This window comes from Rhodanobacter sp. G1, assembly GCF_055397855.1.
The window spans coordinates 2,006,616-2,030,663 of the sequence record NZ_AP039674.1; the positions used below are offsets into that span (position 1 = coordinate 2,006,616).

Consider the following 24,048-nt stretch of genomic DNA (forward strand, 5'->3'; position numbering starts at 1 on the left):
TTCCTCGGGAGGGAACCCCGCACGGACGAACGACGGGATGCGCGAATGGCATCCGATGTTCGTCGTGGGGATCTCGTGCGCGAGGCCAAAGACCAGAGCTTTCGTTACCGAAAGGACTTGGGCTTACCAGACCAAGTCTGCCTTTTCCGACGCAGGCATTTTAGCGGCGCGCGGCCCGGCCAACAACCGGCGCCCGCGGAAGCGCTTGCCGCGCAGGCGGCCGGAAGTTGTTCACGGCCGACATGCGGGAAAGCGCGACCTCACTCCCACTCGATCGTCGCCGGCGGCTTGCCGCTGATGTCGTAGACCACGCGGGAGACGCCGCGCAGTTCGTTGATGATGCGGTTGGAAACCTTGCCGAGGAAGTCATACGGCAGGTGCGCCCAGTGCGCGGTCATGAAGTCGATGGTTTCCACCGCGCGCAGCGCGATCACCCATTCGTAGGCGCGCGCGTCGCCCACCACGCCCACCGACTTCACCGGCAGGAACACGGCGAAGGCCTGGCTGGTCTTGTCGTAGAGATCCCAGGCGCGCAGTTCCTCGATGAAGATGGCGTCGGCGCGGGCCAGCAGTTCGGCGTATTCCGGCTTCACCTCGCCCAGGATGCGCACGCCCAGGCCGGGGCCGGGGAACGGGTGGCGGTATACCATCTCACGCGGCAGGCCGAGTTCCACGCCGATGCGGCGCACCTCGTCCTTGAACAGCTCGCGCAGCGGCTCGACCAGCTTGAGCTTCATGTGCGCCGGCAGGCCACCGACGTTGTGATGGCTCTTGATGACGTGGGCCTTGCCGGTCTTGCTGCCCGCCGACTCGATCACGTCGGGGTAGATGGTGCCTTGGGCCAGCCACTTGGCGTTCTTGAGCTTGGCTGATTCCTCGTCGAAGATCTCCACGAACAGGCGGCCGATGATCTTGCGCTTGGCCTCCGGGTCGGCCACGCCTTCCAGCGCCTTGAAGTAGCGCTCGGCGGCGTTGACGCGTATCACCTTGACGCCCATGTTGGCGGCCATGGTGGCCATCACCTGGTCGCCTTCCTGCCAACGCAGCAGGCCGGTGTCCACGAACACGCAGGTGAGCTGGTCGCCGATGGCCTTGTGCAAGAGTGCGGCAACGACGGAGGAATCCACGCCGCCGGAAAGGCCGAGGATCACCTCGTCCGACCCTACCTGCTCGCGCACACGGGCGATCTGATCCTCGATGATGTTGGCCGCCGTCCACAGCGTGGCGCAACCGCAGATCTCGGTAACGAAGCGCTTGAGCAATGCACTGCCCTGCTTCGTGTGCGTCACCTCGGGATGGAACTGCACGCCGTACCAGCGCTTGTCCTCGTTCTCCATCACCGCGACCGGAATGCGGTCGGTGCTGCCGGTGACGGCGAAGCCCGGCGGCGCCTTGCTGACGTGGTCGCCGTGGCTCATCCAGACGTCCAGGCGATGCGCGCCGGCGTGGTCGCTCAGGCCATCGAACAGGCGGCTCTTCGCCACGATGTCCACTTCCGCGTGGCCGAACTCGCGCTGGTCGGCGGCTTCCGTGGCGCCGCCCAGCTGCGCGGCCAGCGTCTGCAGGCCGTAGCAGATGCCGAGGATGGGCAGGCCCGAGTCGAACACTTCCTGCGGCGCCCTGGGCGCACCCGGCAGCGTGGTGGATTCCGGGCCGCCGGAGAGGACGATGCCCTTGGCACCGAACGCGGCGATCTCGGCCGGGTCGTGATCCCATGCCCAGATCTCGCAGTACACGCCGAGTTCGCGCACGCGGCGCGCAATCAGCTGCGTGTACTGCGCGCCGAAGTCGAGGATGAGGATCTTGTCGGAATGGATGTTGGCGGTCATGGGCGGCGGCCAGGAAGGCTGGAGTCTGGGGTCGTCATTCCGGCGCAGGCCGGAATCCAGTGGCGTCATCGCAGCACGCGCCGCGTGCCGGGCGTGTTCGCGACAACTGGAACGCGCGGCAACTGGATTCCGGCCTGCGCCGGAATGACGCGCGGGAGCGCAAGCGCTCCCGCCTTCGTCAGGAATTGAGCCGGTAGTTCGGCGCTTCCTTGGTGATCTGGATGTCGTGCGGGTGCGCTTCGGTGACGCCAGCGCCGGTCACCTTCACGAATTGCGCCTTGTTGCGCACGTCGTCGATGGTGGCCGCGCCGAGGTAACCCATCGAGGCGCGCAGGCCGCCGATCAGCTGGTGGATGATGTTGCGCAGCGAACCGCGGTACGGCACGCGGCCTTCTATACCTTCGGGCACCAGTTTGTCGGCGTCGGCTTCGTTGTCCTGGAAGTAGCGATCCTTGGAGCCGAGCTGCATCGCGCCGATCGAGCCCATGCCGCGGTAGCTCTTGTACGAGCGCCCCTGGAACAGCTCGACCTCGCCCGGCGATTCCTCGGTGCCGGCGAACATCGAACCCAGCATCACCGAACTGGCGCCCGCGGCGAGCGCCTTGGGGATGTCGCCGGAATAGCGGATGCCGCCGTCGGCGATCAGCGGGATGGAATCCTTCAGCGCCGTGGCCACCATGTCGATGGCGGTGATCTGCGGCACGCCCACGCCGGCCACCACGCGGGTGGTGCAGATCGAGCCCGGGCCCACGCCCACCTTCACCGCATCGGCGCCGGCGTCGCGCAGCATCAGCGCGGCGTCGCCGGTGACGATGTTGCCGGCCACCACCTGCACCTGCGGGTAGTGCTTCTTCACCCAGGCCACGCGGTCGATCACGCCCTGCGAGTGGCCGTGCGCGGTGTCCACCACCAGCACGTCCACGCCGGCCTCGACCAGCGCCTCCACGCGGCGCTCGGTGTCGCCGCCCACGCCCACCGCGGCGCCGACCAGCAGCGCCTCGTTGCGATCCTTCACCGAATTGGGGTTGTCGCGGGCCTTCTGGATGTCCTTCACGGTGATCAGGCCGCGCAGCTCGAAGCCGTCGTTGACCACCAGCACCTTCTCGATGCGGTGCTTGTGCAGCAGTTGCAGCACTTCGTCCTGGCTGGCGCCTTCCTTCACCGTCACCAGGCGCTCCTGGCGGGTCATGATGTTGCGCACCGGGTCGTCCGGCTTGCGCTCGAAGCGCATGTCGCGGCTGGTGACGATGCCCACCAGCTTGCCGCCCTCCACCACCGGCACGCCGGAGATGCTGTGCGCGCGGGTGAGCTTGAGCACCTCGCGGATCGAGGTGTCCGGGCTCACGCTGAAGGGGTTGCGGATCACGCCGGCCTCGAACTTCTTCACCAGCCGTACTTCGGCGGCCTGCTGCTCGAGCGTCATGTTCTTGTGGATGATGCCGATGCCGCCCTGCTGCGCCATGGTGATGGCGAGGCGCGCTTCGGTCACGGTGTCCATCGCCGCGGAAACGATGGGGATGTTCAGGCGCAGGTCGCGGGTGAACCGGGTGGAGGTGTCCACGTCGCGCGGCAGCACGGTGGAATGGCCCGGAACGAGGAAAACGTCGTCGTAGGTGAGCGCCTCGGCGAGTATGCGCATGGTAAGCCCCGCGGCAAAGAGAGGATTATACGCGGCACCGCAGCATGCCGCCAGCGCGGCTGGTCGGACGTCAACGCGCCTCGGCGGCTTCCAGCGTGTTTTCCATCAGCGTGGCCACGGTCATCGGGCCGACGCCGCCTGGCACGGGCGTGATCCAGCTGGCGCGTTCGGCGGCGGGAGCGAATTCCACGTCGCCCACCAGCCGGCCGTCATCGAGGCGGTTGATGCCTACGTCGACCACCACCGCGCCGGGCTTGATCCATTCGCCCTTCACCAGCCCCGGCCGGCCCACCGCGACGATCACGATATCGGCCTGGCGCACGTGACCTTCCAGATCGCGGGTGAACTTGTGGCAGCAGGTAGTGGTGCAGCCGGCGATCAGCAGTTCCAGCGCCAGCGGACGACCCACGTGGTTGGAGACACCGACGACCACCGCATGCTGGCCGCGCACCGGCCGGTCGGTGTGGCCGAGCAAGGTCATCACACCCTTGGGCGTGCACGGACGCAGGCCGAAGCGGCGCAGCGCGAGGCGACCCACGTTCACCGCCTGGAAGCCGTCCACGTCCTTGCCGGTGTCGATGCGGTCGACCAGCGCGTCCTCGTTGATATGTTCCGGCAGCGGCGATTGCACGAGGATGCCGTGCACTTCCGGATCCGCGTTGAGCCGGTCGATCAGCGCGAACAGCTCTTCCTGCGAGGTATTGGCCGGCAGGTCGTAGTCGAACGAGCGGAAGCCCACCTGGTGACAGGCCTTGCGCTTGTTGCGCACGTACACCGACGAAGCCGCGTCGTCGCCCACCAGCACCACCGCCAGCCCCGGCGCGGGCAAGCCCTGCGCCTTGCGCTCGGCGACGCGCTGGCCGATGCGATCCAGCAGTTCCTGCGCGATGCGTTTGCCGTCGAGGATGCGTGCGCTCATGTTGATACCGGGGCGAAGGACGCGACATTATCCAAGCTCCGCCCATAGCGCACAAACACCACGCCATGCCCGGTGTGATCTCCCGCGATGCGTGCCAGCTCGGCGACGGGCGCGTGACACTGCGGCCGTGGCGCGACGGGGATGCCGCGGAGCTGCACGAGGCCGTGCGGGAATCGGTGGAGAGCGTGGGTCGCTGGCTGCCGTGGTGCCATGCCGGTTACGACATGGCAGAGGCACTGGCATGGGCCGCGCACTGTCGAGCCACCTGGCAGGACGGCACGCAGTTCGCCTTTGCCGTGCGCGACGCCGCCAGCGGTGCGCTGCTGGGCGGCTGCGGACTCAACGAGCTTGATCGCACGCATCGCAATACCAACCTCGGCTACTGGGTGCGCGCCTCGCGCCATGGCCAGGGCATCGCCGCGTCCGCTGCGCGGCTGGTGGCGCGCTTCGGCTTTGCCGAGCTTGGCCTTGTCCGCATCGAGATCGTCGCCCTGCCCGACAACCATGCCAGCCGCCGCGTCGCCGCGAAGCTGGGCGCGCAATTCGAGGGGATGGCACGGCAACGCTTGTGGGCGTGGGATCGCGCGCACGACGCAGCGATCTACGGATTGACCCCTACCGACCTCGATCAGCCGACCGAAGCGCAGAACGCGGCGACGTCCTCGTAGCCGGCGAACCGCGCCTGCGCGCCGCAACCCGGGCAAGCCGGATCGCGCGGCAGGCGCGTCTCGCGGAAGCGCATGCCCAGCGCATCGAAGGACAACAGGCGGCCCACCAGCGGTTCGCCCAGCCCCAGGATCAGCTTCAGCGCCTCGGTGGCCTGCACCAGCCCCACGATGCCGGGCAGCACGCCGAGCACGCCGGCCTCGCTGCAATTCGGCGCATCGGCCGCCGCCGGCGGCTCGGGGAACAGGCAGCGGTAGCACGGCGACTCCGCACGGCTCGGATCGAACACGCTGACCTGTCCGGTGAAGCGTTCCACCGCGCCGTAGACCATCGGCAACCGCAGCTGCAGCGAAGCTGCCGCGAGCAGGTAGCGCGCAGGGAAATTGTCGGCGCCGTCGACCAGCACGTCGTGGCCTTCGAGCAGGCGCTCCACGTTGTCGGCGCGCAGACGTTCGTTGCGTACTTCGATGCACACGCGCGGGTTCAACGCATTCAGCGCGATGCGCGCCGATTCGGTCTTGGCCATGCCCACGCGCGCATCGGCGTGGATCACCTGCCTGTGCAGGTTGGAACGTTCCACGCGATCATCGTCGATCAGGGTGAGCCGGCCCACGCCGGCCGCGGCGAGATACAAGGCCGCCGGCGCGCCAAGGCCACCCGCACCAAGCAGCACGACCTTCGCCGCCGCGAGCTTCGCCTGCCCTGCCTCGCCCACCTGCGGCAGGCGCAACTGGCGCGCGTAGCGTTCGGCGGCGTCGGCATCCAGCGCACCGGCAACGACGGGCAGGCCTTCGCCCTTCCAACGCTCGAACCCGCCGGCTACCGAATGCACGTCGCGATAGCCCATGCGCTGCAGTGTTTCCGCCGCCAGCAAGGAGCGCATGCCGCTGCCGCACAGCGCGAGGATGGGACGCGCGCGATCCGGCTCTGCCTGCTCGATGCGCAGTTCAAGGAAACCGCGCGACAGCCCCAGCGCTCCGGCCGGCATGCCGGCGGCGCGTTCGCCGTCCTCGCGCACGTCGATCAGCAATGCGCCTTGCACCTGGCGGCTCAGCGCCTCGGCGGGAGCGATCTCGGGAATGCGGCCGCGCAGTTCGGCCAGCCAGGTGTCACGATCTGTGTGGGAAGGCATGCGCGAAGTGTAGCGCGCCGTCCTCCCTCTCCCCTTTGCAGAGAGGGGCGGGGTGATGGGACGCGCCGGCGATGAAGGAGCTACGAAGCGTGCTTCGAGGGTGTGCTATCGCGAGCACCCGCCCCTCACCTCAATCCTCTCCCCGGAGGGGAGAGGAAGCGAGCGTGCCGAGCGGGTTCGTGCTTTCCGCGAAGCGGCGACCTGTAGCGCTACGGGTGCCATGGAGTCCGGTTCGATTGAAGCGGGTTACTTCTTGCGCTTCTTCATCTCGCGGATCATGCGCTGGCGCTTGCGCAACTGGCCTTCGGTGAGCACGTTCTTCTTGCCGGCGTAGGGGTTCTCGCCTTCGCGGAACACGATGCGGATGGAGGTGCCTTCCAGCTTGTAGCGCTGGCGGAAGAAGTTCTCGAGGTAGCGCTGGTAGGCCGGCGCGATGTGCTTGGTGCGGCTGCCGTGGATCACGATGGTGGGCGGATTGCTGCCGCCGGGATGGGCGAAACGCAGCTTGGGCGCATGCCCGCGCACCAGCGGCGGCTGGTAGTTCTGATAGGCCTTTTCCAGCGAGCGGGTGAGGTCGGACGAATTCAGCTCTTTCGTGGCCGAGGCGTGCGCGCGCACCACGGCGCGCATCAGTTCGCGCAGGCCCGAGCCGTGCAATCCGGAAATGTAGACATGCCGCGCCCAGTCCACGAACTGCAGGCGGCGCGCCAGCGCTTCCTGGCAACGCTCGCGCTGGTAGGCGTCGAGGCCGTCCCACTTGTTCACCGCGATCACCAGCGCCCTGCCCTCGTCCATCGCATGGCCGATCAGGGTGAGATCCTGGTCGGCGAGGTTCTCGCGCGCGTCGACCATCAGCACCACGACCTGCGCGGCGGCCATCGACTGCAGGGTCTTGATGACGCTGAACTTCTCCACCGCCTCCTCGACGCGCGCGCGGCGGCGCACGCCGGCGGTGTCGATCAGGGTGTACTTGCGGCCGTCGCGCTCCAGCGGCACGCGGATCGGATCGCGCGTGGTGCCGGCGACGTCGGAGACGATCAGCCGGTCTTCGCCGAGCAGGCGGTTGATCAGGGTGGACTTGCCCGCGTTCGGGCGGCCGACGATGGCGACGCGGATGCTGTCGCCCTCGTCCGGCGCGAGTTCCTCGTGCGCGTCTTCCGGCAGCAGCGGCTGCAGCGCGGCGAGCAGGCGGTCGGTGCCGCGGTTGTGCGCGGCGGACAGCGGCAGCGTGGCGGCGATGCCGAAGGCGGCGAACTCGGCCAGCGCGGCCTGTTCGTCGAGCCCGTCGGTCTTGTTGACCGCGGCGATGATGGGTTTGCCGCTGCGGCGCAGTTCGTCGAGGATGGTGCGATCCTGCGGCAGCAGGCCGTCGCGCGCATCCAGCACGAACACCAGCGCCTGCGCCTCGGCGATGGCCAGGCGCACCTGCTGCGCGGTGAGTCCCTCCAGCCCCTCGTCCGAGCCGGAAAGTCCGCCGGTGTCGACCACCACGAACGGCCGCTCCTCGACCAGGTGGCAGACGCCGTAGTGGCGGTCGCGGGTGACGCCCGGCAGATCGGCCACCAGGGCGTCGCGGCTGCGCGTCAGCGCGTTGAACAGGGTCGATTTACCGACGTTGGGGCGACCGACCAGGGCGACGACAGGCAGCATGGGAAGGCATGTTTCCCGCGATCAGTGCGCGGCGAGACGGTAGGCGCCGATATGGCCCTTCACGTCCTCGACGTACACGGTGTCGCCCACCACCAGCGGCTGGGCCTGGATCGGCTTCTTCGACAGGCGGATGCGCGCGGCGAGCGCGCCGTCGCTGGATTGCAGCCAGTGCACGAAGCCGTAGGCATCGGCCACCACCACGTAGTTGCCCTGCACCGCGGGGCCGGTGAGCCAGCGGTACTTGAGCTTGGCGTCCTTCCACATGTCCGAGCCGCTGCTGCGGTCGAACGCCCACACCTCGCCCTGATCGTTGACGCCGTAGATGGCGTTGCCGCCCATCGCCAGCGAGGTGTAGGTGGAGAACGGATGCGACCACAGCGGGCGGCCGCTGGGACCGTCGATCGCGGTGAGGTTGCCGTGGTCGGCGGCGCCGTACAGCGTGCTGCCGTCGAGCAGGATCGTGCCGTCGGCGTCGTCGAGGCGCTCGATGTCGGTGCGGCCGTCGCCGTTGGCCAGGCGCTGCTCCCACAGCTTCTCGCCGTTGTCCTGGCGCAGCGCGACCAGCTTGCCGTCGTCGCTGCCGATGAACACCACGCCGTTCGCGGCCAGCGGCGTGCCGTAGCCGCGCAAGCTGAGCGTGGGCACGGTGCCCTGGTCGTAGACCCAGCGGCGCTTGCCGGTGGCGGCGTCGAGACCGTACACGCGGCCATCCTGCGTGCGGGCGATCACCAGGTCGCCGCTGATCGCCGGCGCGGCGATCACTTCGGAATCCAGTTCGGACTCCCAGAGCCGGCTGCCGTCCTTCGGGTTCATGCCGTAGACGTGGCCGTCCAGCGTACCGATGGCGAGCAGGTTGCCGGCCACGGCCGGGCCACCAGCGTACAAGGCGTCAGGGCGCTGCTTCTTCTTGTCGCCCCAGCCGAACCAGCCCTTGATCCGGGTGCTTTTTTCCCACAGCTGCTTGCCGCTGGCGGCATCGAACGCGGCGATCTTGCCGTCGGTGCTCGCCGCGTACAGCACGCCATCCGCCACGGCGGGGCGCAGGCGCACGCCGCTGATGCCGGCACCGTCGCCGATGCGCGCCGTCCACACCTTGCTGACCTGCACCGTCGCGGTGAAATGCTTTTCCAGCGGCGTCGGCGGTTCGATGTTCTTTTTCTTGAAGGAATTGCAGCCGGCCAGCAAGGCCAGCGAACCCAGGGCAAGCAACCAAGCGCTCTTCTTCACCACGTGTTTCATGCACCCTGCTTTCCGGCCACGGCCAGATCGTCGATCTTCATTTGCAGGACGGCATGCTGCGGCGCGTCCTCACCCAGTGCCGCCATCGCCGCCTGGTAGGCCTTGCGTGCGTCGTCGGCGCGTCCCAGCTTGACCAGCGCATCGCCGCGGAGTTCCTGGTTCAGGCCCGTGTATTGGCCGGCGGGCATCGCTTCAAGCGTGGCCAATGCGGCCTGGCCGTCGCCCTTGGCCAGCTGCACGCGGGCGATGCGCAATTGCACCAGCCCTTTCAGCACCGGATCGGCGGCGTGCGCCTCGGCCCATTGCAGCGAGGCGACGGCCTTGTCGAACTGCTTGTCCTGCGTCTCCTGCTTCGCGCGGTCGCTGACCGCGAACAGCGCATACGGCGACTTGGCGTAGTCCTTCATCAATTCGTCGACGAAAGCGGTGGCCGCCGTCGGCTTGCCGCCGATCTGCGCCACCTGGGCCTGCTGGTACAGCGTGGCGGCGGCGGCTTCGTTGTTGGCCTGGTGCTTGCGCCACTGCTGCAGGCCGAAGATGCCGACCAGGCCGATCGCGATGCCCACGGCGATGGAGAGGCCGTTCTCGCGCAGCCATTTCTGGACACGTTCGCTTTGTTCGTAATCGTCGTATGCGTCGAATGCCATGCTTCACCGTTGGTGGAAATCGCGCGCCTCGCGCGTCGCGTGACCGGCAGCGGAAACGCCCGCCGTCACCCTTCGCCCGACCACGGGCGAAGAATGGGCAAGCATAACCGATCGGATGGTTTTCTGGCGCGGAAACGCGCGTCAGAGATTGGCCGCGGCGGCCTTGCCGTCCGCGATCTGCACGCGGAAATGCGCCACGTTGGCGCGGCGGAAGCCATCCAGCGCCACCGGCTGGCCATCGATGCTCACCTGCGCGTCGTCCGCATTGCCGATGCGGACTTCGAGCGGCTGGTCGCTGCGCCAAGTCTTGCTGGCGCCGGCTGGCAGCAGGCCGTATTCCAGCCGCGTGCCGTCCTGCGCAACCACTTCGACCCAACTGGCGGCGCCGAGGTTGAGGCTAAGGCTGTGCGCACCGGCGCCGACCACCGCGGCATCCGCGACGGCGGTCGTGGCCGCGTCGCGCTTGACCGGCGGCACGGCGGTGTCGCTGCCGATGTTCGGGAACGGCGCCATCGAGGCCATCAGCGGCTGTTCCTGCGCCGACTGCGCGACGGGCGCCTTCGTTGCCGGCGTGGCGGCAGCCTGCGCTTCCGGCCCGGCCGGCACGACGGACTGCGTGTCCTGCTGCGCCACCGGCGAGGCATCCAGCGGGGTCAAGTGGCTGAGGTTGCGATCCAGCGTGCCGCGCACGCCCAACCAGATCATCGGCACGACGATGACCGCGGTCAGCACCACATAGGTGGCGGCCGTGCGGTAACGATCGAACAGGAAGCGCGAGTGCGAAATGCCGCCCGTGGCCACCAGCGGCGGCTCGACGTGGCGGATGCGGGCCACTTCGGACTGGATCGCCGCGTCGTCGATGCCGAGGTGCTGACCGTACTTGCCGATGTAGCTGGCCAGGTAGATGCGCGAGTCGAGGCCGTCGTGGCCGCCCTGCTCCAGCTTGCGCAGGACGCGCAGCGGCAGTTTCAAGGCATGGGCGCAATCTTCCAGATCCAGGCCGCGCGCCTCGCGTGCAGCACGCAGGCGGTTGCCGAAGGCAACGTCGGGATCGACGTGTGCATGCATCACGATGTAGGCGTCCGTGGCGTCCGTGGCATCCGTGTCCATCGGCTCAGCGATCTGATCGTGCGCGACCGGCTCCTGGTCGGGCTGGAAAGGCTGCGTGGTGTTCATGGACGGCTGGCGGTTGCTTTCAGGGCGTGGGCCTGCTCCGAATCCGGGAACTGGCTCTGCAAACGCCCGAGATAGGTCTGGGCCGCGTCCCTGTTGCCCAAGCGCGATTCGATGTCGTAACCAAGCTTGAGGGCAGCCGCACTGGGCTGTCCCAGCGCATCGAAGCGCTGGATGAAAGCACGTGCACGGAACGCGTCCCCCTGCCGGTAGAGTACTTCGGCCAAGTGGAAAAGTGCGTCGCCATTGCGCGGATTTCGTGCGATTGCGTCACGAAAACTCGCTTCCGCGCCGGCCTGGTCGCCGATGCGCATCTGGCAGATGCCGGCATTGGTAAGCGCCACGTCGGGAGTAGCGTAGAACGGGTCGGCCATGGCCTTGCGGAAGTAACCGAGACCTTCCTGTTCCTTTCCCGTGCGGCACAGGAACTGGCCGAGATTGTTGTTTGGTGCGCCCTTGGCCGGCTCCAGAGCCTGGGCCTTGCGGTAATGGGCTTCGGCCTCGGGAAGGTTGTTGATCTTCTCGTACACGAACGCGATGACGGTTTGCGCCGGGGCGTAGTTCTGATCGAACTGCAACGCCAATTGCAGCTTGGCCAAGGCGTCCTGTAAGTCGCCCTCGGCAATGTAGTGCTGAGCCAGTTCGGTATGGATGCGGGCCGCATCCTGGCGCTGCTCAGCCTTGCTGGTCTTGGGCAGCGGCTTGCTGTCCTGGCCACTGCCATTGTTGTTGCCGCCAACCGTCACGCAGCCGGCCACAGCCAGCGAAAGGCCAAACACCACCAGCGGCTTACAGCGCATGCGTCACCTCATGATCCACGCGTTGGCGAATTCCGGCGCTGCGCCGGGTGCGGTCGTTCACCTGCCCGGCCAGTTGGCCGCAGGCCGCATCGATGTCGTCGCCGCGGGTACGGCGCAGCATGGTGAGGATGCCGGCGTTGAGCAGTTGGGTCTGGAACGCGCGGATGGTCTCGGCGTCGGAACGCTCGAAGCGCGTACCCGGGAAGGGGTTGAACGGGATCAGGTTGACCTTGCAGGTCGGCAGCTTGCGCATGAAGCGGATCAGCTGCTTCGCGTGCTCCGGCTGGTCGTTCACGCCCTTCATCAAGGTGTATTCGAAGGTGATCGAGGTGCGCGGCTTGCGCGCGATCCAACGCTGGCAGGCCACGGTGAGCTCGGCCAGCGGGTAGCGCTTGTTGAGCGGCACCAGCTCGGTGCGCAGCTCGTCGGTGGCCGCGTGCAGCGACACCGCCAGCGACACGTCGATGACGTCCGACAGCTTGTCGATCATCGGCACCATGCCGGCGGTGGACAGCGTGACGCGCTTGGAGGCGAGGCCGAAGCCCAGGTCGTCGCGCATCAGGCTCATCGCCCGTACCACGTTGTCGAAGTTCGCCAGCGGCTCGCCCATGCCCATCATCACCACGTTGGTGATGCGGCGGTTCTGGTGGGTGACGTTGCCCAGCTGCTTCGCCGCCACCCACATCTGGCCGATGATCTCGGCGGTGGCGAGGTTGCGGTTGAAGCCTTGTGCGCCGGTGGAGCAGAACTGGCAGTTCAGCGCGCAGCCGATCTGCGAGGACACGCACAGCGTGCCGCGGGTGGGCTCGGGGATGTACACCGCCTCCACCGCGTTGCGCCCGTCCATGCCCAGCAGCCACTTGTGCGTGCCGTCGGCGGCAGCCTTGTCCACCAGGGTCTTCGGCGGGCCGACGTGGCAGCTCGCCTCGAGCTTGGCTCGCAGCGCCTTGCCCACGTCGGTCATGTTGGCGAAGTCGGACTCGAGGTGGTGGTAGATCCACTTCATCACCTGCTCGGCGCGGTACGGCTTCTCGCCGAGCTGCGCGAAGAAGTCGCGCAGGCCCTGGCGATCGAAGTCGAGCAGGTTGACCTTGCCGGCGGTGCCGGACTGGTCGGATGAAATGGCTACCGGTGTATTCACGACACTTACCGGCCGTGGATCTCGGTGGCGGCGAAGAAGTAGGCGATCTCGACCGCCGCCGTCTCGGCGGCATCGGAACCGTGCACGGCATTCGCGTCGATGGAATCGGCGAAGTCGGCGCGGATCGTGCCCGGCGCGGCTTCCTTCGGGTTGGTGGCGCCCATCAGCTCGCGGTTCTTGAGGATCGCGCCTTCGCCTTCCAGCACCTGGATCATCACCGGGCCGGAGATCATGAAATCCACCAGCGCCTTGAAGAACGGGCGCTCCTTATGCACGGCGTAGAAGCCTTCGGCCTCGGCGCGCGACAACTGCTTCTGCTTGGCGGCGATCACCTTGAGGCCGGCCTTTTCGAAACGGGCGTAGATCTCGCCGATCACGTTCTTGGCGACGGCATCGGGCTTGATGATGGAAAGGGTGCGCTCCAGCGCCATGGGTATGCTCCGGGAAAAGGAAAATGAAAAGGTGGCGGCATCATGCCGCTAAACAGCCAAAACCGACTCGGAATACGGGTTTAGGCCACGAAGTTTGACAGATTCTACCCCATTCGCAAGCCGTCGACGGGGCCAGCCTCGCCCGGTTTGACGGCGGGCGATCCGCACGCGTATGCTCAAACGATCGTTTGAATCCTTCCCTTGGACTCGTGGAATGAATCAACCCGTGAATCGCACCGGCTCCACCAAGGAACGCATACTCGGCGCCGCCGAAACCCTGTTCGCCCAGCGCGGCTTCGACGGCGCCTCGCTGCGCCAGCTGACCAGCGCCGCCGGGGTCAATCTCGCCGCGGTGAACTACCACTTCGGCTCCAAGGAAAAACTGGTCGAACAGGTGTTCCGGCGCCGGCTGGACACCTTGAATGCCCAGCGCCTGGCCGCACTGGCCAAGGTGGCCGGCCAGCCCGACACCCGGCTGGAGGACGTGCTCGACGCCTTCATCCGCCCTGCCCTCGAACTTTCCAACGAGGACGAGGGTTCGCTGTTCATGCGCGTACTGGCGCGCGCCTTCGCCGAGCACGACGACGGCCTGCGCAAGTTCCTGTCCGAGAACTACGGCCACGTGATGCGCCAGTTCACCGCCGAGTTCGCCCGCCTGCTGCCGCAGCTGAGCAAGGAAGAGCTGTACTGGCGCATCGACCTGGCCACCGGCGCGCTGACCCACGCCATGTCCGGCTTCGGCATCATCCAGCGCAAGAGCGGCGTCAGCGAAGGCGCCCACCGCGAGCAGACCGTGCTGCACCTGATCCGCTTCGCCGCCGCCGGACTCAACGCCTCCTGATTCCACCGCGCGGCCACCGCCGCGCGACCACCGTGTTCGATCCCGTTTCGCAAGCTGTCCTTCATCCGGAGACTTCCATGACCGCTTCATCCACCACCACCCCGACACTGCGCATCCGCAAGGCGGCCGTGCTCGGCGCCGGCGTCATGGGCGCGCAGATCGCCGCGCACCTGACCAACGCCGGCGTCGAAACCGTACTGTTCGACCTCGCCGCGAAGGAAGGCCCCAAGAGCGGCATCGCGCTCAAGGCCATCGAGCACTTGAAGAAGCTCTCCCCTGCTCCGCTGGCCGATGCCAGCCTCGCCGCCGCCATCGTGCCGGCGAACTACGACGAGCACCTCGCCCTGCTGGAAGGCTGCGACCTGATCGTGGAAGCGATCGCCGAGCGCATGGACTGGAAACTGGGCCTGTACACCAAGATCGCCCCGCACGTCTCGCCCACCGCCGTGCTGGCGTCGAACACCTCGGGCCTGTCGATCAACGGCCTCGCCGAGGCGTTGCCGGAAGAGATGCGCCACCGCTTCTGCGGCGTGCACTTCTTCAACCCGCCGCGCTACATGCATCTGGTCGAAGTGATCCCGACCCGCCTCACCGATCCCAAGGTGGTCGAAGGCCTGGAAGCCTTCCTGGTCACCACCGTCGGCAAGGGCGTGGTGATCGCGCGCGATACGCCCAACTTCATCGGCAACCGCATCGGCGTGTTCTCGATGCTCGCCACCATGCACCACACCGAACAGTTCGGCCTCGGCTTCGACGTGGTGGACGCGCTCACCGGCCCGGCCGTGGGCCGCCCCAAGAGCGCCACCTACCGCACCGCCGACGTGGTGGGCCTGGACACCATGGCGCACGTCATCAAGACCATGGCCGACACCCTGCCCGACGACCCGTGGCACGCCTACTTCAAGGCGCCCGCGTGGCTCTCCGCGCTGATCGAGAAGGGCGCGCTGGGCCAGAAGAACGGTGCCGGCTTCTACAAGAAGGCCGGCAAGGACATCGTGGTGCTCGACGTCGCCAAGCAGGACTACCGCGCCAGCGAGCAGAAGGCGTCGGACGAAGTGGCCGCCATCCTCGCGATCAAGAACCCCGCCGAGAAGTTCGCCAAGCTGCGCGCCTCGCAGGACAAGCAGGCGCAGTTCCTGTGGGCCACCTTCCGCGACCTGTTCCATTACACCGCCTATCATCTTGCTGATATCGCGGATACGGCGCGCGACGTGGACTTCGCGATCCGCTGGGGCTACGGCTGGAAGCTCGGCCCGTTCGAGACCTGGCAGGCCGCCGGTTGGCAACAGGTGGCGCAGTGGGTGCAGGAAGACATCGCCGCCGGCAAGGCCATGAGCAGCGCGCCGCTGCCCGCATGGGTGCTGGACGGCCGCGAGGGCGTGCACGGCAAGGACGGCTCCTGGTCGGCCGCCGCCGGCAAGGCCAAGCCGCGCTCCGCGCATCCGGTCTACGCCCGCCAGCTGTTCCCCGATCCCATCCTCGGCGAGAAGTTCGACCAGGGCAGCACGGTGTGGGAGAACGACGGCGTGCGCCTGTGGACGCTGGGCGACGACGGCGTGGGCATCATCTCGTTCAAGACCAAGATGCACACGGTCAACGACCAGGTGCTCGACGGCATCCAGCACGCCATCGGCATCGCCGAGGAAAAGCTCAAGGCCGTGGTGATCTGGCAGAACGGCGAGCCGTTCTCCGCCGGCGCCGACCTCAAGGGCGCACTGGGCCTGCTGCAGGCCGGCAAGTTCGACGACTTCGAGCAGATGGTCGCCAACTTCCAGCGCACCAGCATGCGCATCAAGCATTCGCTGGTGCCGGTGGTCTCCGCCGTGCGCGGCCTCGCGCTGGGCGGCGGCTGCGAGTTCCAGATGCACTCCGCGCGCACCGTGGCCGCGCTGGAGAGCTACATCGGCCTGGTCGAGGCCGGCGTGGGCCTGCTGCCCGCCGGCGGCGGCCTGCACGAGCTGGCCGTGCGCGCGGCCAGGGCCAACCCGGCCGATCCGTTCGAGTCGCTGAAGAAGGTGTTCGAGACGGTGGCGATGGCCAAGGTGTCGCCCAGCGCGATCGAGGCGAAGAACATGGGCCTGCTGCGCGACAGCGACGTGGTGGTGTTCAACGCCTACGAGCTGCTCTACGTGGCGAAGAAGGTGGCGCTGTCGCTGGCCGAATCCGGCTACCGTCCGCCGCTCTACCAGCGCAACGTGCCGGTCGCCGGCGACGTGGGCACCGCCACCTTCAAGGCCTCGCTGGCCAACCTGCAGGCCGGCTACTTCGCCTCCGAGCACGACATCGCCATCGCCACCCGCATCGCCGACTGCCTGTGCGGCGGCAACGTGGAGCGCGGCTCGCTGGTGGACGAGGAGTGGCTGCTGGAACTGGAACGCAAGCACTTCGTGGAACTGGCAAAGACCGAAAAGACCCAGGCCCGCATCGCCCACACCATGACCACCGGCAAGCCGCTGCGGAACTGATCGAAACTCTCCACGCCGTCATCCCGGCGCAGGCCGGGATCCAGTGGCGAAAACCGATCACTGTCGAAACTGGATTCCGGCCTGCGCCGGAATGACGAACAAAGAAACCAAGACGCGTCGCCGCATACCTGCGCGACGCCACGGAGCAAAAGCCATGAGCAAGCAAATCCAGGACGCCTACATCGTCGCCGCCACCCGCACCCCGGTCGGCAAGGCGCCGCGCGGCGTGTTCCGCAACACCCGCCCCGACGACATGCTGGCCCACGTCATCAAGGCCGTGATGGCGCAGGCGCCGGGCATCGACCCGCACCGCATCGGCGACGCCATCATCGGCTGCGCCATGCCGGAAGCCGAGCAAGGCATGAACGTGGCGCGCATCGGCGTGCTGCTGGCCGGCCTGCCCGACACCGTGCCCGGCGTCACCATCAACCGCTTCTGCTCGTCCGGCCTGCAGGCCGTGGCGATGGCCGCCGACCGCATCCGCCTCGGCGAGGACGACCTGATGCTCGCCGGCGGCACCGAGAGCATGAGCATGGTGCCGATGATGGGCCACAAGATCGCGATGAACCCCGCGATCTTCAGCAACGAGCACATCGGCATCGCCTACGGCATGGGCATCACCGCCGAGAACGTGGCCAAGCAGTGGAAGGTCAGCCGCGAGCAGCAGGACGCCTTCGCCGTGGAAAGCCACCGCCGCGCATTGGCCGCACAGGCCACCGGCGAGTTCAACGACGAGATCAGCCCCTTCCAGCTCGACGACCACTACCCCGACCTCGCCACCCGCGGCATCGTCACCGATAGCCGCACCATCGCAGCCGACGAAGGCCCGCGCGCGGGCACCACGCTGGAAGTGCTGGCCAAGCTCAAGACCGTGTTCCGCAACGGCCAGTTCGGCGGCACCGTCACCGCCGGCAACTCCTCGCAGATGTCCGACGGCGCGGGCGCCGTGCTGCTGGCCAGCGAGAAGGCGATCAAGGAATACAACCTGCAGCCGCTGGCTCGCTTCGTCGGTTTCTCCGTCGCCGGCGTCAAGCCCGAGATCATGGGCATCGGCCCGAAGGAAGCGATCCCCAAGGCACTCAGGCAGACCGGCATCACGCAGGATCAGCTCGACTGGATCGAGCTCAACGAAGCCTTCGCCGCGCAGGCGCTGGCCGTGATGGGCGACCTCAAGCTCGATCCCGCCAAGGTCAACCCGCTGGGCGGCGCCATCGCACTCGGCCACCCGCTCGGCGCCACCGGCGCGGTGCGCATCGCCACCCTGGTGCACGGCCTGCGCCGCCGCAAGCAGAAGTACGGCATGGTGACCATGTGCATCGGCACCGGCATGGGCGCGGCGGGCATCTTCGAGGCGGTGTAATCGCACGCCATCGCACTACGGCGCGAACTTCTCCCTTGGCGGGAAAAGGCTCGCGCCGCAGGCGCCCGCTTCACCTTCGTTCCAAAGCAAAGGGCGGCCCAGGGCCGCCCTTTGCTTATACTCTGAGCCTATCCGCGTGCCGTGGTTCGGGGAGTAAGGGCGTCGGTCGGAAGCAGCCACACAACGGCCGCCCGATTTCGCGCAGGCAGCCTCCTCCGGCCCACCCGGCGCCACAGCAAATCACCCCGGCATGCCATGCCAGGCAAGGTAACCGCCGGTGTAGCGCGGATCGTCCGTCACCTCGTGCGCGACGAATTCCGGAGCCGTGAACTGCCTCAGATGCTCCGGGTTCTTGAATTCCGCTTCGGCCAGAAGGAGTCCGGCCAGGTCGCCCTGGAATTCATCCACGGACATGACGACATCATCGATCTCGCCGAGGCGATGGCGGAGCTTGGTGATCCGTTTTCCCGTCAGGGCCGAGGCCAGCATGGCGAATTCGTTTTCCGGCAGGTAGATGGAGGTGATCAGCCGGGTGCTGCTGTCCACGTCCGCCTTGCGCGTGAGCCGCAGCCTCGGCGTGCCGCCGTCCAGCAGGCGGGCCTCGCGAAGGCGCAGTTGGGATTTCTCGACGTACAGGTCGGTGATCGCCTCCGTGCTCACGATCCGCTCGCGCGGGAGATGGCGGCACAGCCAACGGCGTTCCCGTTCGATGGCCATGTACTGGGGGCGCGGAAATCCCAGGCGATGCGCGATATGGGGATCCATCGGTTTCCTCGTTGCGATGTGCGGTTGGCGGCAGTGCCGGCCTCTCCTCCGGGAAAGGCGCGGATGCTTGGTCGGACTGGTATGTCATGTGATGTGTCGGGCGGCGCTCGGCAGCCGTAGGGGCCACCTCGCGACGATCGCGGGAATCCCGCATGAGCGGCGTCAGGCGGCGCCGTCACGCGAGTGCTCTTCCAGCCGAACCAGTTCGATCAGCAGATCCAGGAAGCGCGCCCGGTGCTGGCGGTATTGCGCATCGTGCGGGCCGGCCAGCGCAGCGGCGTGCATCGCCGCGTGGGCGGCCTGCAGCTCGTGCAGGCTGGCATTGCCCGGCAACGCGCTGTCGAGATAGCGGCCCGTCGCACAGGCGCACTCGGAGTGGTAGCGCCAGAACTCCGGCTCCGACGGCAGGGCCAGCAGTTGCTCTTCCCACTGCAGCGCGCTGGCCAGGGCTCCGAGCGCGGTCGCCGGGCGCGCGGCATCCCACTCCCAGCGGAAGCCGTCCAGCCAGGCCGGCAGCGCGGCGGGCGGCATGGGCCGCGCCAGCGCGTAGCCCTGCCCCATGTCCGCACCCAGCCAGAGCGCGGCCTCGATCAGGCCCGGCGTCTCCAGTCCCTCCACCACCACTTCGAGTTCCAGGTCATGGCCGAGGCGGACGAGCTGGCGGATGAAACGGAGCGTGCGCAATGGATCGTCGGCCACCTGTTTCACGATCGCCTGGTCGATCTTGAACCGGTCGAACGGCCAGTGGCGCAACCGGATCAATGAGCTGTAGCCGGCGCCAAGGTCGTCCTCCACCAGGCGCACGCCCAGCGCCTTGAGCGCCTGCATGCCGGCCATGCCCTCTGCCGCGCTGTGGTCGGTACCCATGGGCGATTCGAGTATCTCCAGCAGCAACGCGTCGACCGGGCAATGCCCTTCGGCGATGACCGCGGCCGCGGCTTCGGCGTAGCGCCGATCCTCCAGCGCCGCGGCCGGCGTGTTGACCGACACGTCGACCGCATGCCCCAGCCCGAACAGCGTCGCGCGCTGGCGCGTCGCCTGCGACAGCACCTGGCGGAACAGCACCACCAGGTCGTTGTCGCCCAGCGCCGGCAGGAAGCGCGCCGGCGCCAGCAGCGTGCCGTCCTGCTCCTGCAGTCGGGCCAGCGCCTCCAGTTCGGCGACCCGGCCGTCGCCCAGCCGCACCACCGGCTGGTAATGCACCTGCAAGGCGCCGGACGAGATCGACGCGCGCCAGCGCTCGCGCACGAAGAACGGCAGCAGCGCCGTGCCCGGCCGCGGCGGCGCGAGGCGCGCGAGGGCCAGGTCGAGCAGGGTCTTCAACTGGCCGATGAAGGCTTGTTGATCCTCGCTCTGAAAGCCACCCGCGTAGCCGCTGTAGAGGGTAAGCACGGCCGATGGCGTGGGCGGCGAAGGGCACAGCGGCAACGCCACGCTGGAGATGATGCCCCGCGACAGCGCGCGGTCGCGCCAGCTCGCCATCGCCGGATCGGTGCCGTAATGCACGCAGCGCTGTATTTGGCCGGTGCGCCAGACGCGTCCGCTGGGGCCGCCGCCTTCCGGGCTGTCTGCGTCGACCCGGATCGGCGCCGCCTCGCCGCGCGCCAACTCCCTGAGGTACTGCGCGAACGCCTCGCCGCCGACCGCCTCGTAGGTGAGTTCACCGCGCTCGTCGGGGCGGCCCACCGCGCAACAGCTGATTTCGCCGTGCCCGGCCAAGGCATCCACCATGCCCTGGATCAGCTCCAGGTAACCGTCGGCCGACCAGGCCAATGCGTTGAGCCGCTCCAGCAACGCCACCCGCTCGCGCTGCAATTCGCGCATGCTTTCCAGTTGCCACTGGCGCTCCAAGCCCAGCCGCTGCAGCGCAACACCGAGCGGACGGCGGTCGGCGACCGGCAGGCCGCCCAGGTGCTGCGCGATCAGGTCGCGCAGGCGGTCGACGCTCTCCAGCAGCCACACCTCCTCCAGCCCGGCGGCTGCGTGGAAGCGGCCTGCGCGGGCCGCCTGCCGGCGATGCGCTTCGATGTCCAGGCCGGGCCGGATGAGCAGGCGCAGGTGGTCGACGAAGCGTGCGGCCAGCAGCGCCCGGTCGTGTCCGGGCAGCACCGCGAACAGCCTTCCGATGCCCTCCTGCGCGGACAACTCGCCGATGAAAGCCTCGACCACCTCGGGGATCCGCGGCTCGGCCAGCGGCGACCACGGCTCCAGCAGCGCCTCGGCCAGCTTCCCGTACGGCGCCTGCACGTGGCCTTCGGACTCGCGCGTCTCCGCAGGCCCGGCCGTCGCCGCCAGCGGCGTCGACCACCAGCGTTCGCGCTGCCGCTTGCGTGCCTTCACCTGGTACATCGCCTGGTCGGCGCGGCGCAACAGTTGCTGGCTGTCGTTCGTGGCGTGATCCGGAAACAGCGCGATGCCCAGGCTGGCGGTCAGCTCGAACACCGCCCCTTCGATCCGCATGGGCTCGCGCAGGGCCGCCCACAGGCGGTCGAGCAGGGGCTCGATCTCGGCGGCGCCGCGCAGCCCTTCGCAGACGATCACGAACTCGTCGCCGCCCAGCCGGGCGATGTAGTCGTCCGGCCGCAGCGCGGCACGCAGCCGGCGCGCCACTTCCATCAGCAGCAGGTCGCCGGTGGCATGCCCGAAGCGGTCGTTGATCGGCTTGAGGTCATCCAGATCCAGCATGCCCGCGGCGACCAGCTGCCCGCTGCGCTCCGCGCGTTCGAGGGCGCTCTCCAGGTACATGTCCAGCGCGCGGCGGTTCGGCAACCCGGTCAATGCGTCGTGCAAAGCCAAGTAGGTCTGCCGCTGCTGCTCCTCCATCTGCGCGCGACGGTGTTCGTGCTGGCGCAGCGCGAGGCCGGCCACCTCGGCCAGCTCGTCGAGCACGCCGCACATCTCCTCGTCGAACGCATCGTGCTCCACGGTGATCAAGGCAAACACGCCGTACGGCTTGGCGGCGTGGCCGGTGGCCGATCCGGGCGGAATGATCGGCCAGCATCCGCTGGCGCCCATGCCGGCGAGCACGCCCTGCCGCCAGATCGGCGACATGTCGTTGCGCTGGGACGGGCGGACGCGGATCTGCGGCTTGCGCTCGCGCAGCGCGAGGATCGGCAGGGGCACCCGGCCTCCCGGCGGCGGCGGCACCGGCGCCAGTTGCGCCAGTTCTTCGGCGATCGGGCCGGCCAGCGCCACGCGGCGTAGGGCCCGATCGTCGCCGTCGAGCACGTGCACGTCCACCGCCGCGGCGCCGGCGATCTCCACCAGCGACTGGGCCAGGGTGCGGTACATCGCCTCCGGATCCGGCTGTTCGAGCAGCGCGCGCTGGATCGTGCGCTGGGCATCGCGGTAGCGGTGGATACGGCGATCGCGCCTGGCCACCGCCTGATGGTTCCAGAACCGCGCCAGCTCGTCGGCCAGCCGCGGCAGCCACTCGGCGAGTCCGTCGAGGAAGGCATCCGCCACGTCGGCGGTGCAGGCGGCCAGCACCAGTTGGCCGCCGTCGCGCGTGGCCACCGCCACCGAGACGCCCGGCAATAGGCCTTCGTACCACGCGCCTGCCGCAGGCATCCCTGCGGCACTGCGCACGATGCGTGCCTGCCCGGACGGTTGCAACGGGACGACCGGATCGTCCGGCGCAAGGCCCACGGCATATCGGCCGGCAAGAAGGCCTTCCGCACGGCTCGCCGCCGATCCAGCCGCGGCCAGCACGGTAATGCCCTCGGCCTCGGTGCGGCGTCGACCGACCCAGGCCAACGGCACATGCAGGGCAGCTGCGAAGGTCGACACGATCTCGGCCAGCGCCTGACGGCCCTCCTGGCCTTGCGACGTGCGCAGGCGAACGAGGGTTTCGGCAAGACCCCGGTAGAAACAGGATTGCAGTTCGCCTATCGCCAACCCGTGGCTAGCTGCGTTCCGATCCGATCCCGCACGCTCCACTGCCCGTTCGCCCCGTTCCACCTGGATCGTCCCGACAAACCGGTTGCACGCACCCGCGTGGCGCCGGCCGACCGGCGGCGCGAAGTCACTCCGGGACACTCTGAACCCGTGCCCCCTGTGTCGTCCGGCCTGGGCGAATCTTGAGCATTCGCCGCCTGCGTCCGCCATCGAAAGCGGACTCCGCCTGCGGCAACCGGGCCAGGTCACACGGCCCGGCGCAGCGCGCGATCAGTGCCGGCCGAACACCCGCCGCCAGAAGGACGGCTTGGCCGGCTTGCCGGAGTCGCGCGGCGGCACGTAACCGGGCTGCAGGGCCTGGCAATCCGCCAGGAACGGTTGCGCGAGCTGCCAGGCTTGCGACGGCGCCATCCAGAAGCCCACCCGCACGGGGCTGCCGGTGATCTCGAACCAGACGCCCAGCGAGCCGGACTGCAGCACGGGCACGAGCTGGGCGAACGGCATCCGGCGCGAGAACACCAGCGCATCGCCGTCCGCATGCGGGCGCTCGCCGATGCGCTGTTGCCAGGGCTGGTCGCCCACTTCGAAATAGGCGTACATGGTGCGCGCCACCATCAGCTGCGTGCGCTCGGCGCCCACGGCATAGCGTGCGGTCAGGGCGATCTGTCCGGGCTCGCATTGCAGCGACACCTGGTTCTGCCTGCCGCGCACCACCTGCGACAGCAGCAACGTGGGCGGCGTGCCCGGCGCCCTCCGGTAGCTCGCTTCCAGCGGCAGGCGGCCGTTGTTGGCCACCTTCGCGGACACCAGCTTGTCCGTGTTCCACCACGCGGTGCCGTTCACCACCAGGCCGCTCACCTGCGCGAAGTCCGCGGGCTTCACGCCCATGGCTTCGAGATAGGCATCGGGCGCTTGCAACGACGAAGCGGGAACGTGGCCGGGCAGCAGGTTTTCGCGCAGGCCGATGCGGTCTCCGCCGCTGGGCGACCAGCGGTACACGCCGCCGAGATAAGCGTAGGCGCAGGCATCCAGGCAGGTGGCCGGCAATGCCGGCGCCTTGCCGGTGTGCCACGTGCCCAGGTGCGTGTTGAAGCGCGCGTTGCGGAACAATCGGCCCAGCGCCATGCCCGCGGCGACGTCGCCAGTGGAAGAATCCAGGTAGATGTCCGCGCCGGGATCCAGCTTGCCCGAGTCCAGCAGTTGCCGCACCTGCGCCACGGCCTGGTCGTCGATGGTGCCCGCGAGGTAGGCCTGCGGCGCCTTGGCCATGCGCAGCGTCATGCGGTCGCTGCGGATGTGCACGCTGAGCGGCCCGGAGGCGCCGGACGCCGACCTCGCCGCGGCCGGCAGCGCCAGCAAGCCCATGGCCAGGATCGACAGCAGCTTCGCGCCGCGGGAAACGATGGAAACGGGCAAGAGCGTGCCTCGCGTGATGCCAAAGGGGCGAAGTGTCG

At 68.3% G+C, this 24,048-nt stretch carries 18 protein-coding genes; 4 read left to right on the forward strand and 14 right to left on the reverse strand.

The genetic code is table 11. The features are described from left to right. Positions 1-260: 260 nt before the first annotated feature. From guaA to folD, 3 genes are all read right to left on the reverse strand, one after another. The gene (gene guaA, locus ACZ5Z2_RS09060) at positions 261-1,829 is read right to left on the reverse strand and encodes a glutamine-hydrolyzing GMP synthase (RefSeq protein WP_464761630.1); all 1,569 of its coding nucleotides are present in this window, start codon (positions 1,827-1,829) and stop codon (positions 261-263) included. A 178-nt stretch (positions 1,830-2,007) separates the two neighbouring features. Then, entirely contained in the window at positions 2,008-3,468 is a 1,461-nt protein-coding gene (guaB, locus tag ACZ5Z2_RS09065; RefSeq protein ID WP_464761631.1) for an IMP dehydrogenase, read from the reverse strand. A 70-nt stretch (positions 3,469-3,538) separates the two neighbouring features. After that, on the reverse strand, positions 3,539-4,387 hold the full coding sequence (gene folD / locus ACZ5Z2_RS09070) for a bifunctional methylenetetrahydrofolate dehydrogenase/methenyltetrahydrofolate cyclohydrolase FolD (protein ID WP_464758245.1): 849 nt from the start codon (positions 4,385-4,387) through the stop codon (positions 3,539-3,541). Positions 4,388-4,452: 65 nt separating this feature from the next. Here folD and ACZ5Z2_RS09075 point away from each other — a divergent pair, with 65 nt between their 5' ends. Continuing rightward, the gene (locus tag ACZ5Z2_RS09075; RefSeq protein WP_464758246.1) at positions 4,453-5,055 is read left to right on the forward strand and encodes a GNAT family N-acetyltransferase; all 603 of its coding nucleotides are present in this window, start codon (positions 4,453-4,455) and stop codon (positions 5,053-5,055) included. Here ACZ5Z2_RS09075 and moeB read toward each other — a convergent pair. The 8 genes from moeB to ndk all read right to left on the reverse strand — a co-directional run bounded on the left by moeB (position 5,016) and on the right by ndk (position 13,266). Then, a complete protein-coding gene (moeB, locus tag ACZ5Z2_RS09080; RefSeq protein ID WP_464758248.1) occupies positions 5,016-6,185 on the reverse strand; it encodes a molybdopterin-synthase adenylyltransferase MoeB in 1,170 nt (389 codons plus the stop codon). The genes ACZ5Z2_RS09075 and moeB overlap by 40 nt on opposite strands. A 246-nt stretch (positions 6,186-6,431) precedes the next feature. After that, on the reverse strand, positions 6,432-7,835 hold the full coding sequence (gene der, locus ACZ5Z2_RS09085) for a ribosome biogenesis GTPase Der (protein ID WP_464758249.1): 1,404 nt from the start codon (positions 7,833-7,835) through the stop codon (positions 6,432-6,434). A gap of 21 nt (positions 7,836-7,856) precedes the next feature. Beyond that, the gene (gene bamB, locus ACZ5Z2_RS09090) at positions 7,857-9,074 is read right to left on the reverse strand and encodes an outer membrane protein assembly factor BamB (protein ID WP_464758250.1); all 1,218 of its coding nucleotides are present in this window, start codon (positions 9,072-9,074) and stop codon (positions 7,857-7,859) included. Continuing rightward, a complete protein-coding gene (locus tag ACZ5Z2_RS09095) occupies positions 9,071-9,721 on the reverse strand; it encodes a YfgM family protein (protein WP_464758251.1) in 651 nt (216 codons plus the stop codon). The genes bamB and ACZ5Z2_RS09095 overlap by 4 nt, the downstream gene beginning before the upstream one ends. 141 nt (positions 9,722-9,862) lie before the next feature. Further along, a complete protein-coding gene (locus ACZ5Z2_RS09100) occupies positions 9,863-10,897 on the reverse strand; it encodes a helix-turn-helix domain-containing protein (RefSeq protein WP_464758252.1) in 1,035 nt (344 codons plus the stop codon). Next, positions 10,894-11,694 carry a type IV pilus biogenesis/stability protein PilW gene (pilW, locus tag ACZ5Z2_RS09105; RefSeq protein WP_464758253.1) on the reverse strand — a complete coding sequence of 267 codons (801 nt, stop codon included), beginning with the start codon at positions 11,692-11,694 and terminating at the stop codon, positions 10,894-10,896. Before pilW ends, ACZ5Z2_RS09100 begins: the two co-directional genes overlap by 4 nt. After that, a complete protein-coding gene (rlmN, locus tag ACZ5Z2_RS09110) occupies positions 11,684-12,835 on the reverse strand; it encodes a dual-specificity RNA methyltransferase RlmN (RefSeq protein ID WP_464758254.1) in 1,152 nt (383 codons plus the stop codon). The genes pilW and rlmN overlap by 11 nt, the downstream gene beginning before the upstream one ends. Positions 12,836-12,840: 5 nt before the next feature. Next, complete coding sequence (gene ndk, locus ACZ5Z2_RS09115; protein ID WP_464758255.1) at positions 12,841-13,266, reverse strand: nucleoside-diphosphate kinase; 426 nt, start codon at positions 13,264-13,266, stop codon at positions 12,841-12,843. Between the two features lie 214 nt (positions 13,267-13,480). On the opposite strand from ndk, the gene ACZ5Z2_RS09120 reads away from it, so the two are divergent. From ACZ5Z2_RS09120 to ACZ5Z2_RS09130, 3 genes are all read left to right on the forward strand, one after another. Then, entirely contained in the window at positions 13,481-14,107 is a 627-nt protein-coding gene (locus ACZ5Z2_RS09120) for a TetR/AcrR family transcriptional regulator (RefSeq protein WP_464758256.1), read from the forward strand. Positions 14,108-14,184: 77 nt separating this feature from the next. Continuing rightward, a complete protein-coding gene (locus ACZ5Z2_RS09125) occupies positions 14,185-16,572 on the forward strand; it encodes a 3-hydroxyacyl-CoA dehydrogenase/enoyl-CoA hydratase family protein (protein ID WP_464758257.1) in 2,388 nt (795 codons plus the stop codon). Positions 16,573-16,726: 154 nt separating this feature from the next. Beyond that, entirely contained in the window at positions 16,727-17,932 is a 1,206-nt protein-coding gene (locus tag ACZ5Z2_RS09130) for an acetyl-CoA C-acyltransferase (protein ID WP_464758258.1), read from the forward strand. Between the two features lie 240 nt (positions 17,933-18,172). On the opposite strand, the gene ACZ5Z2_RS09135 is transcribed toward ACZ5Z2_RS09130, so the two are convergent. The 3 genes from ACZ5Z2_RS09135 to ACZ5Z2_RS09145 all read right to left on the reverse strand — a co-directional run bounded on the left by ACZ5Z2_RS09135 (position 18,173) and on the right by ACZ5Z2_RS09145 (position 24,010). Beyond that, positions 18,173-18,697, reverse strand: a complete 525-nt coding sequence (locus tag ACZ5Z2_RS09135; protein ID WP_464758259.1) for a hypothetical protein — start codon at positions 18,695-18,697, stop codon at positions 18,173-18,175. Between the two features lie 162 nt (positions 18,698-18,859). Then, a complete protein-coding gene (locus ACZ5Z2_RS09140) occupies positions 18,860-22,486 on the reverse strand; it encodes a diguanylate cyclase domain-containing protein (RefSeq protein WP_464758260.1) in 3,627 nt (1,208 codons plus the stop codon). Between the two features lie 378 nt (positions 22,487-22,864). Continuing rightward, complete coding sequence (locus ACZ5Z2_RS09145; RefSeq protein WP_464758261.1) at positions 22,865-24,010, reverse strand: hypothetical protein; 1,146 nt, start codon at positions 24,008-24,010, stop codon at positions 22,865-22,867. Positions 24,011-24,048: the final 38 nt, after the last annotated feature.

Excerpts from the sequence above, each read along its gene's own strand:
- guaA (WP_464761630.1), bottom strand. The coding sequence starts at position 1,829 with ATGACCGCCAACATCCATTCCGACAAGATCCTCATCCTCGACTTCGGC.
- guaB (WP_464761631.1), bottom strand. The coding sequence starts at position 3,468 with ATGCGCATACTCGCCGAGGCGCTCACCTACGACGACGTTTTCCTCGTT.
- folD (WP_464758245.1), bottom strand. The coding sequence starts at position 4,387 with ATGAGCGCACGCATCCTCGACGGCAAACGCATCGCGCAGGAACTGCTG.
- ACZ5Z2_RS09075 (WP_464758246.1), top strand. The coding sequence starts at position 4,453 with ATGCCCGGTGTGATCTCCCGCGATGCGTGCCAGCTCGGCGACGGGCGC.
- moeB (WP_464758248.1), bottom strand. The coding sequence starts at position 6,185 with ATGCCTTCCCACACAGATCGTGACACCTGGCTGGCCGAACTGCGCGGC.
- der (WP_464758249.1), bottom strand. The coding sequence starts at position 7,835 with ATGCTGCCTGTCGTCGCCCTGGTCGGTCGCCCCAACGTCGGTAAATCG.
- bamB (WP_464758250.1), bottom strand. The coding sequence starts at position 9,074 with ATGAAACACGTGGTGAAGAAGAGCGCTTGGTTGCTTGCCCTGGGTTCG.
- ACZ5Z2_RS09095 (WP_464758251.1), bottom strand. The coding sequence starts at position 9,721 with ATGGCATTCGACGCATACGACGATTACGAACAAAGCGAACGTGTCCAG.
- ACZ5Z2_RS09100 (WP_464758252.1), bottom strand. The coding sequence starts at position 10,897 with ATGAACACCACGCAGCCTTTCCAGCCCGACCAGGAGCCGGTCGCGCAC.
- pilW (WP_464758253.1), bottom strand. The coding sequence starts at position 11,694 with ATGCGCTGTAAGCCGCTGGTGGTGTTTGGCCTTTCGCTGGCTGTGGCC.
- ndk (WP_464758255.1), bottom strand. The coding sequence starts at position 13,266 with ATGGCGCTGGAGCGCACCCTTTCCATCATCAAGCCCGATGCCGTCGCC.
- ACZ5Z2_RS09120 (WP_464758256.1), top strand. The coding sequence starts at position 13,481 with ATGAATCAACCCGTGAATCGCACCGGCTCCACCAAGGAACGCATACTC.
- ACZ5Z2_RS09125 (WP_464758257.1), top strand. The coding sequence starts at position 14,185 with ATGACCGCTTCATCCACCACCACCCCGACACTGCGCATCCGCAAGGCG.
- ACZ5Z2_RS09130 (WP_464758258.1), top strand. The coding sequence starts at position 16,727 with ATGAGCAAGCAAATCCAGGACGCCTACATCGTCGCCGCCACCCGCACC.
- ACZ5Z2_RS09135 (WP_464758259.1), bottom strand. The coding sequence starts at position 18,697 with ATGGATCCCCATATCGCGCATCGCCTGGGATTTCCGCGCCCCCAGTAC.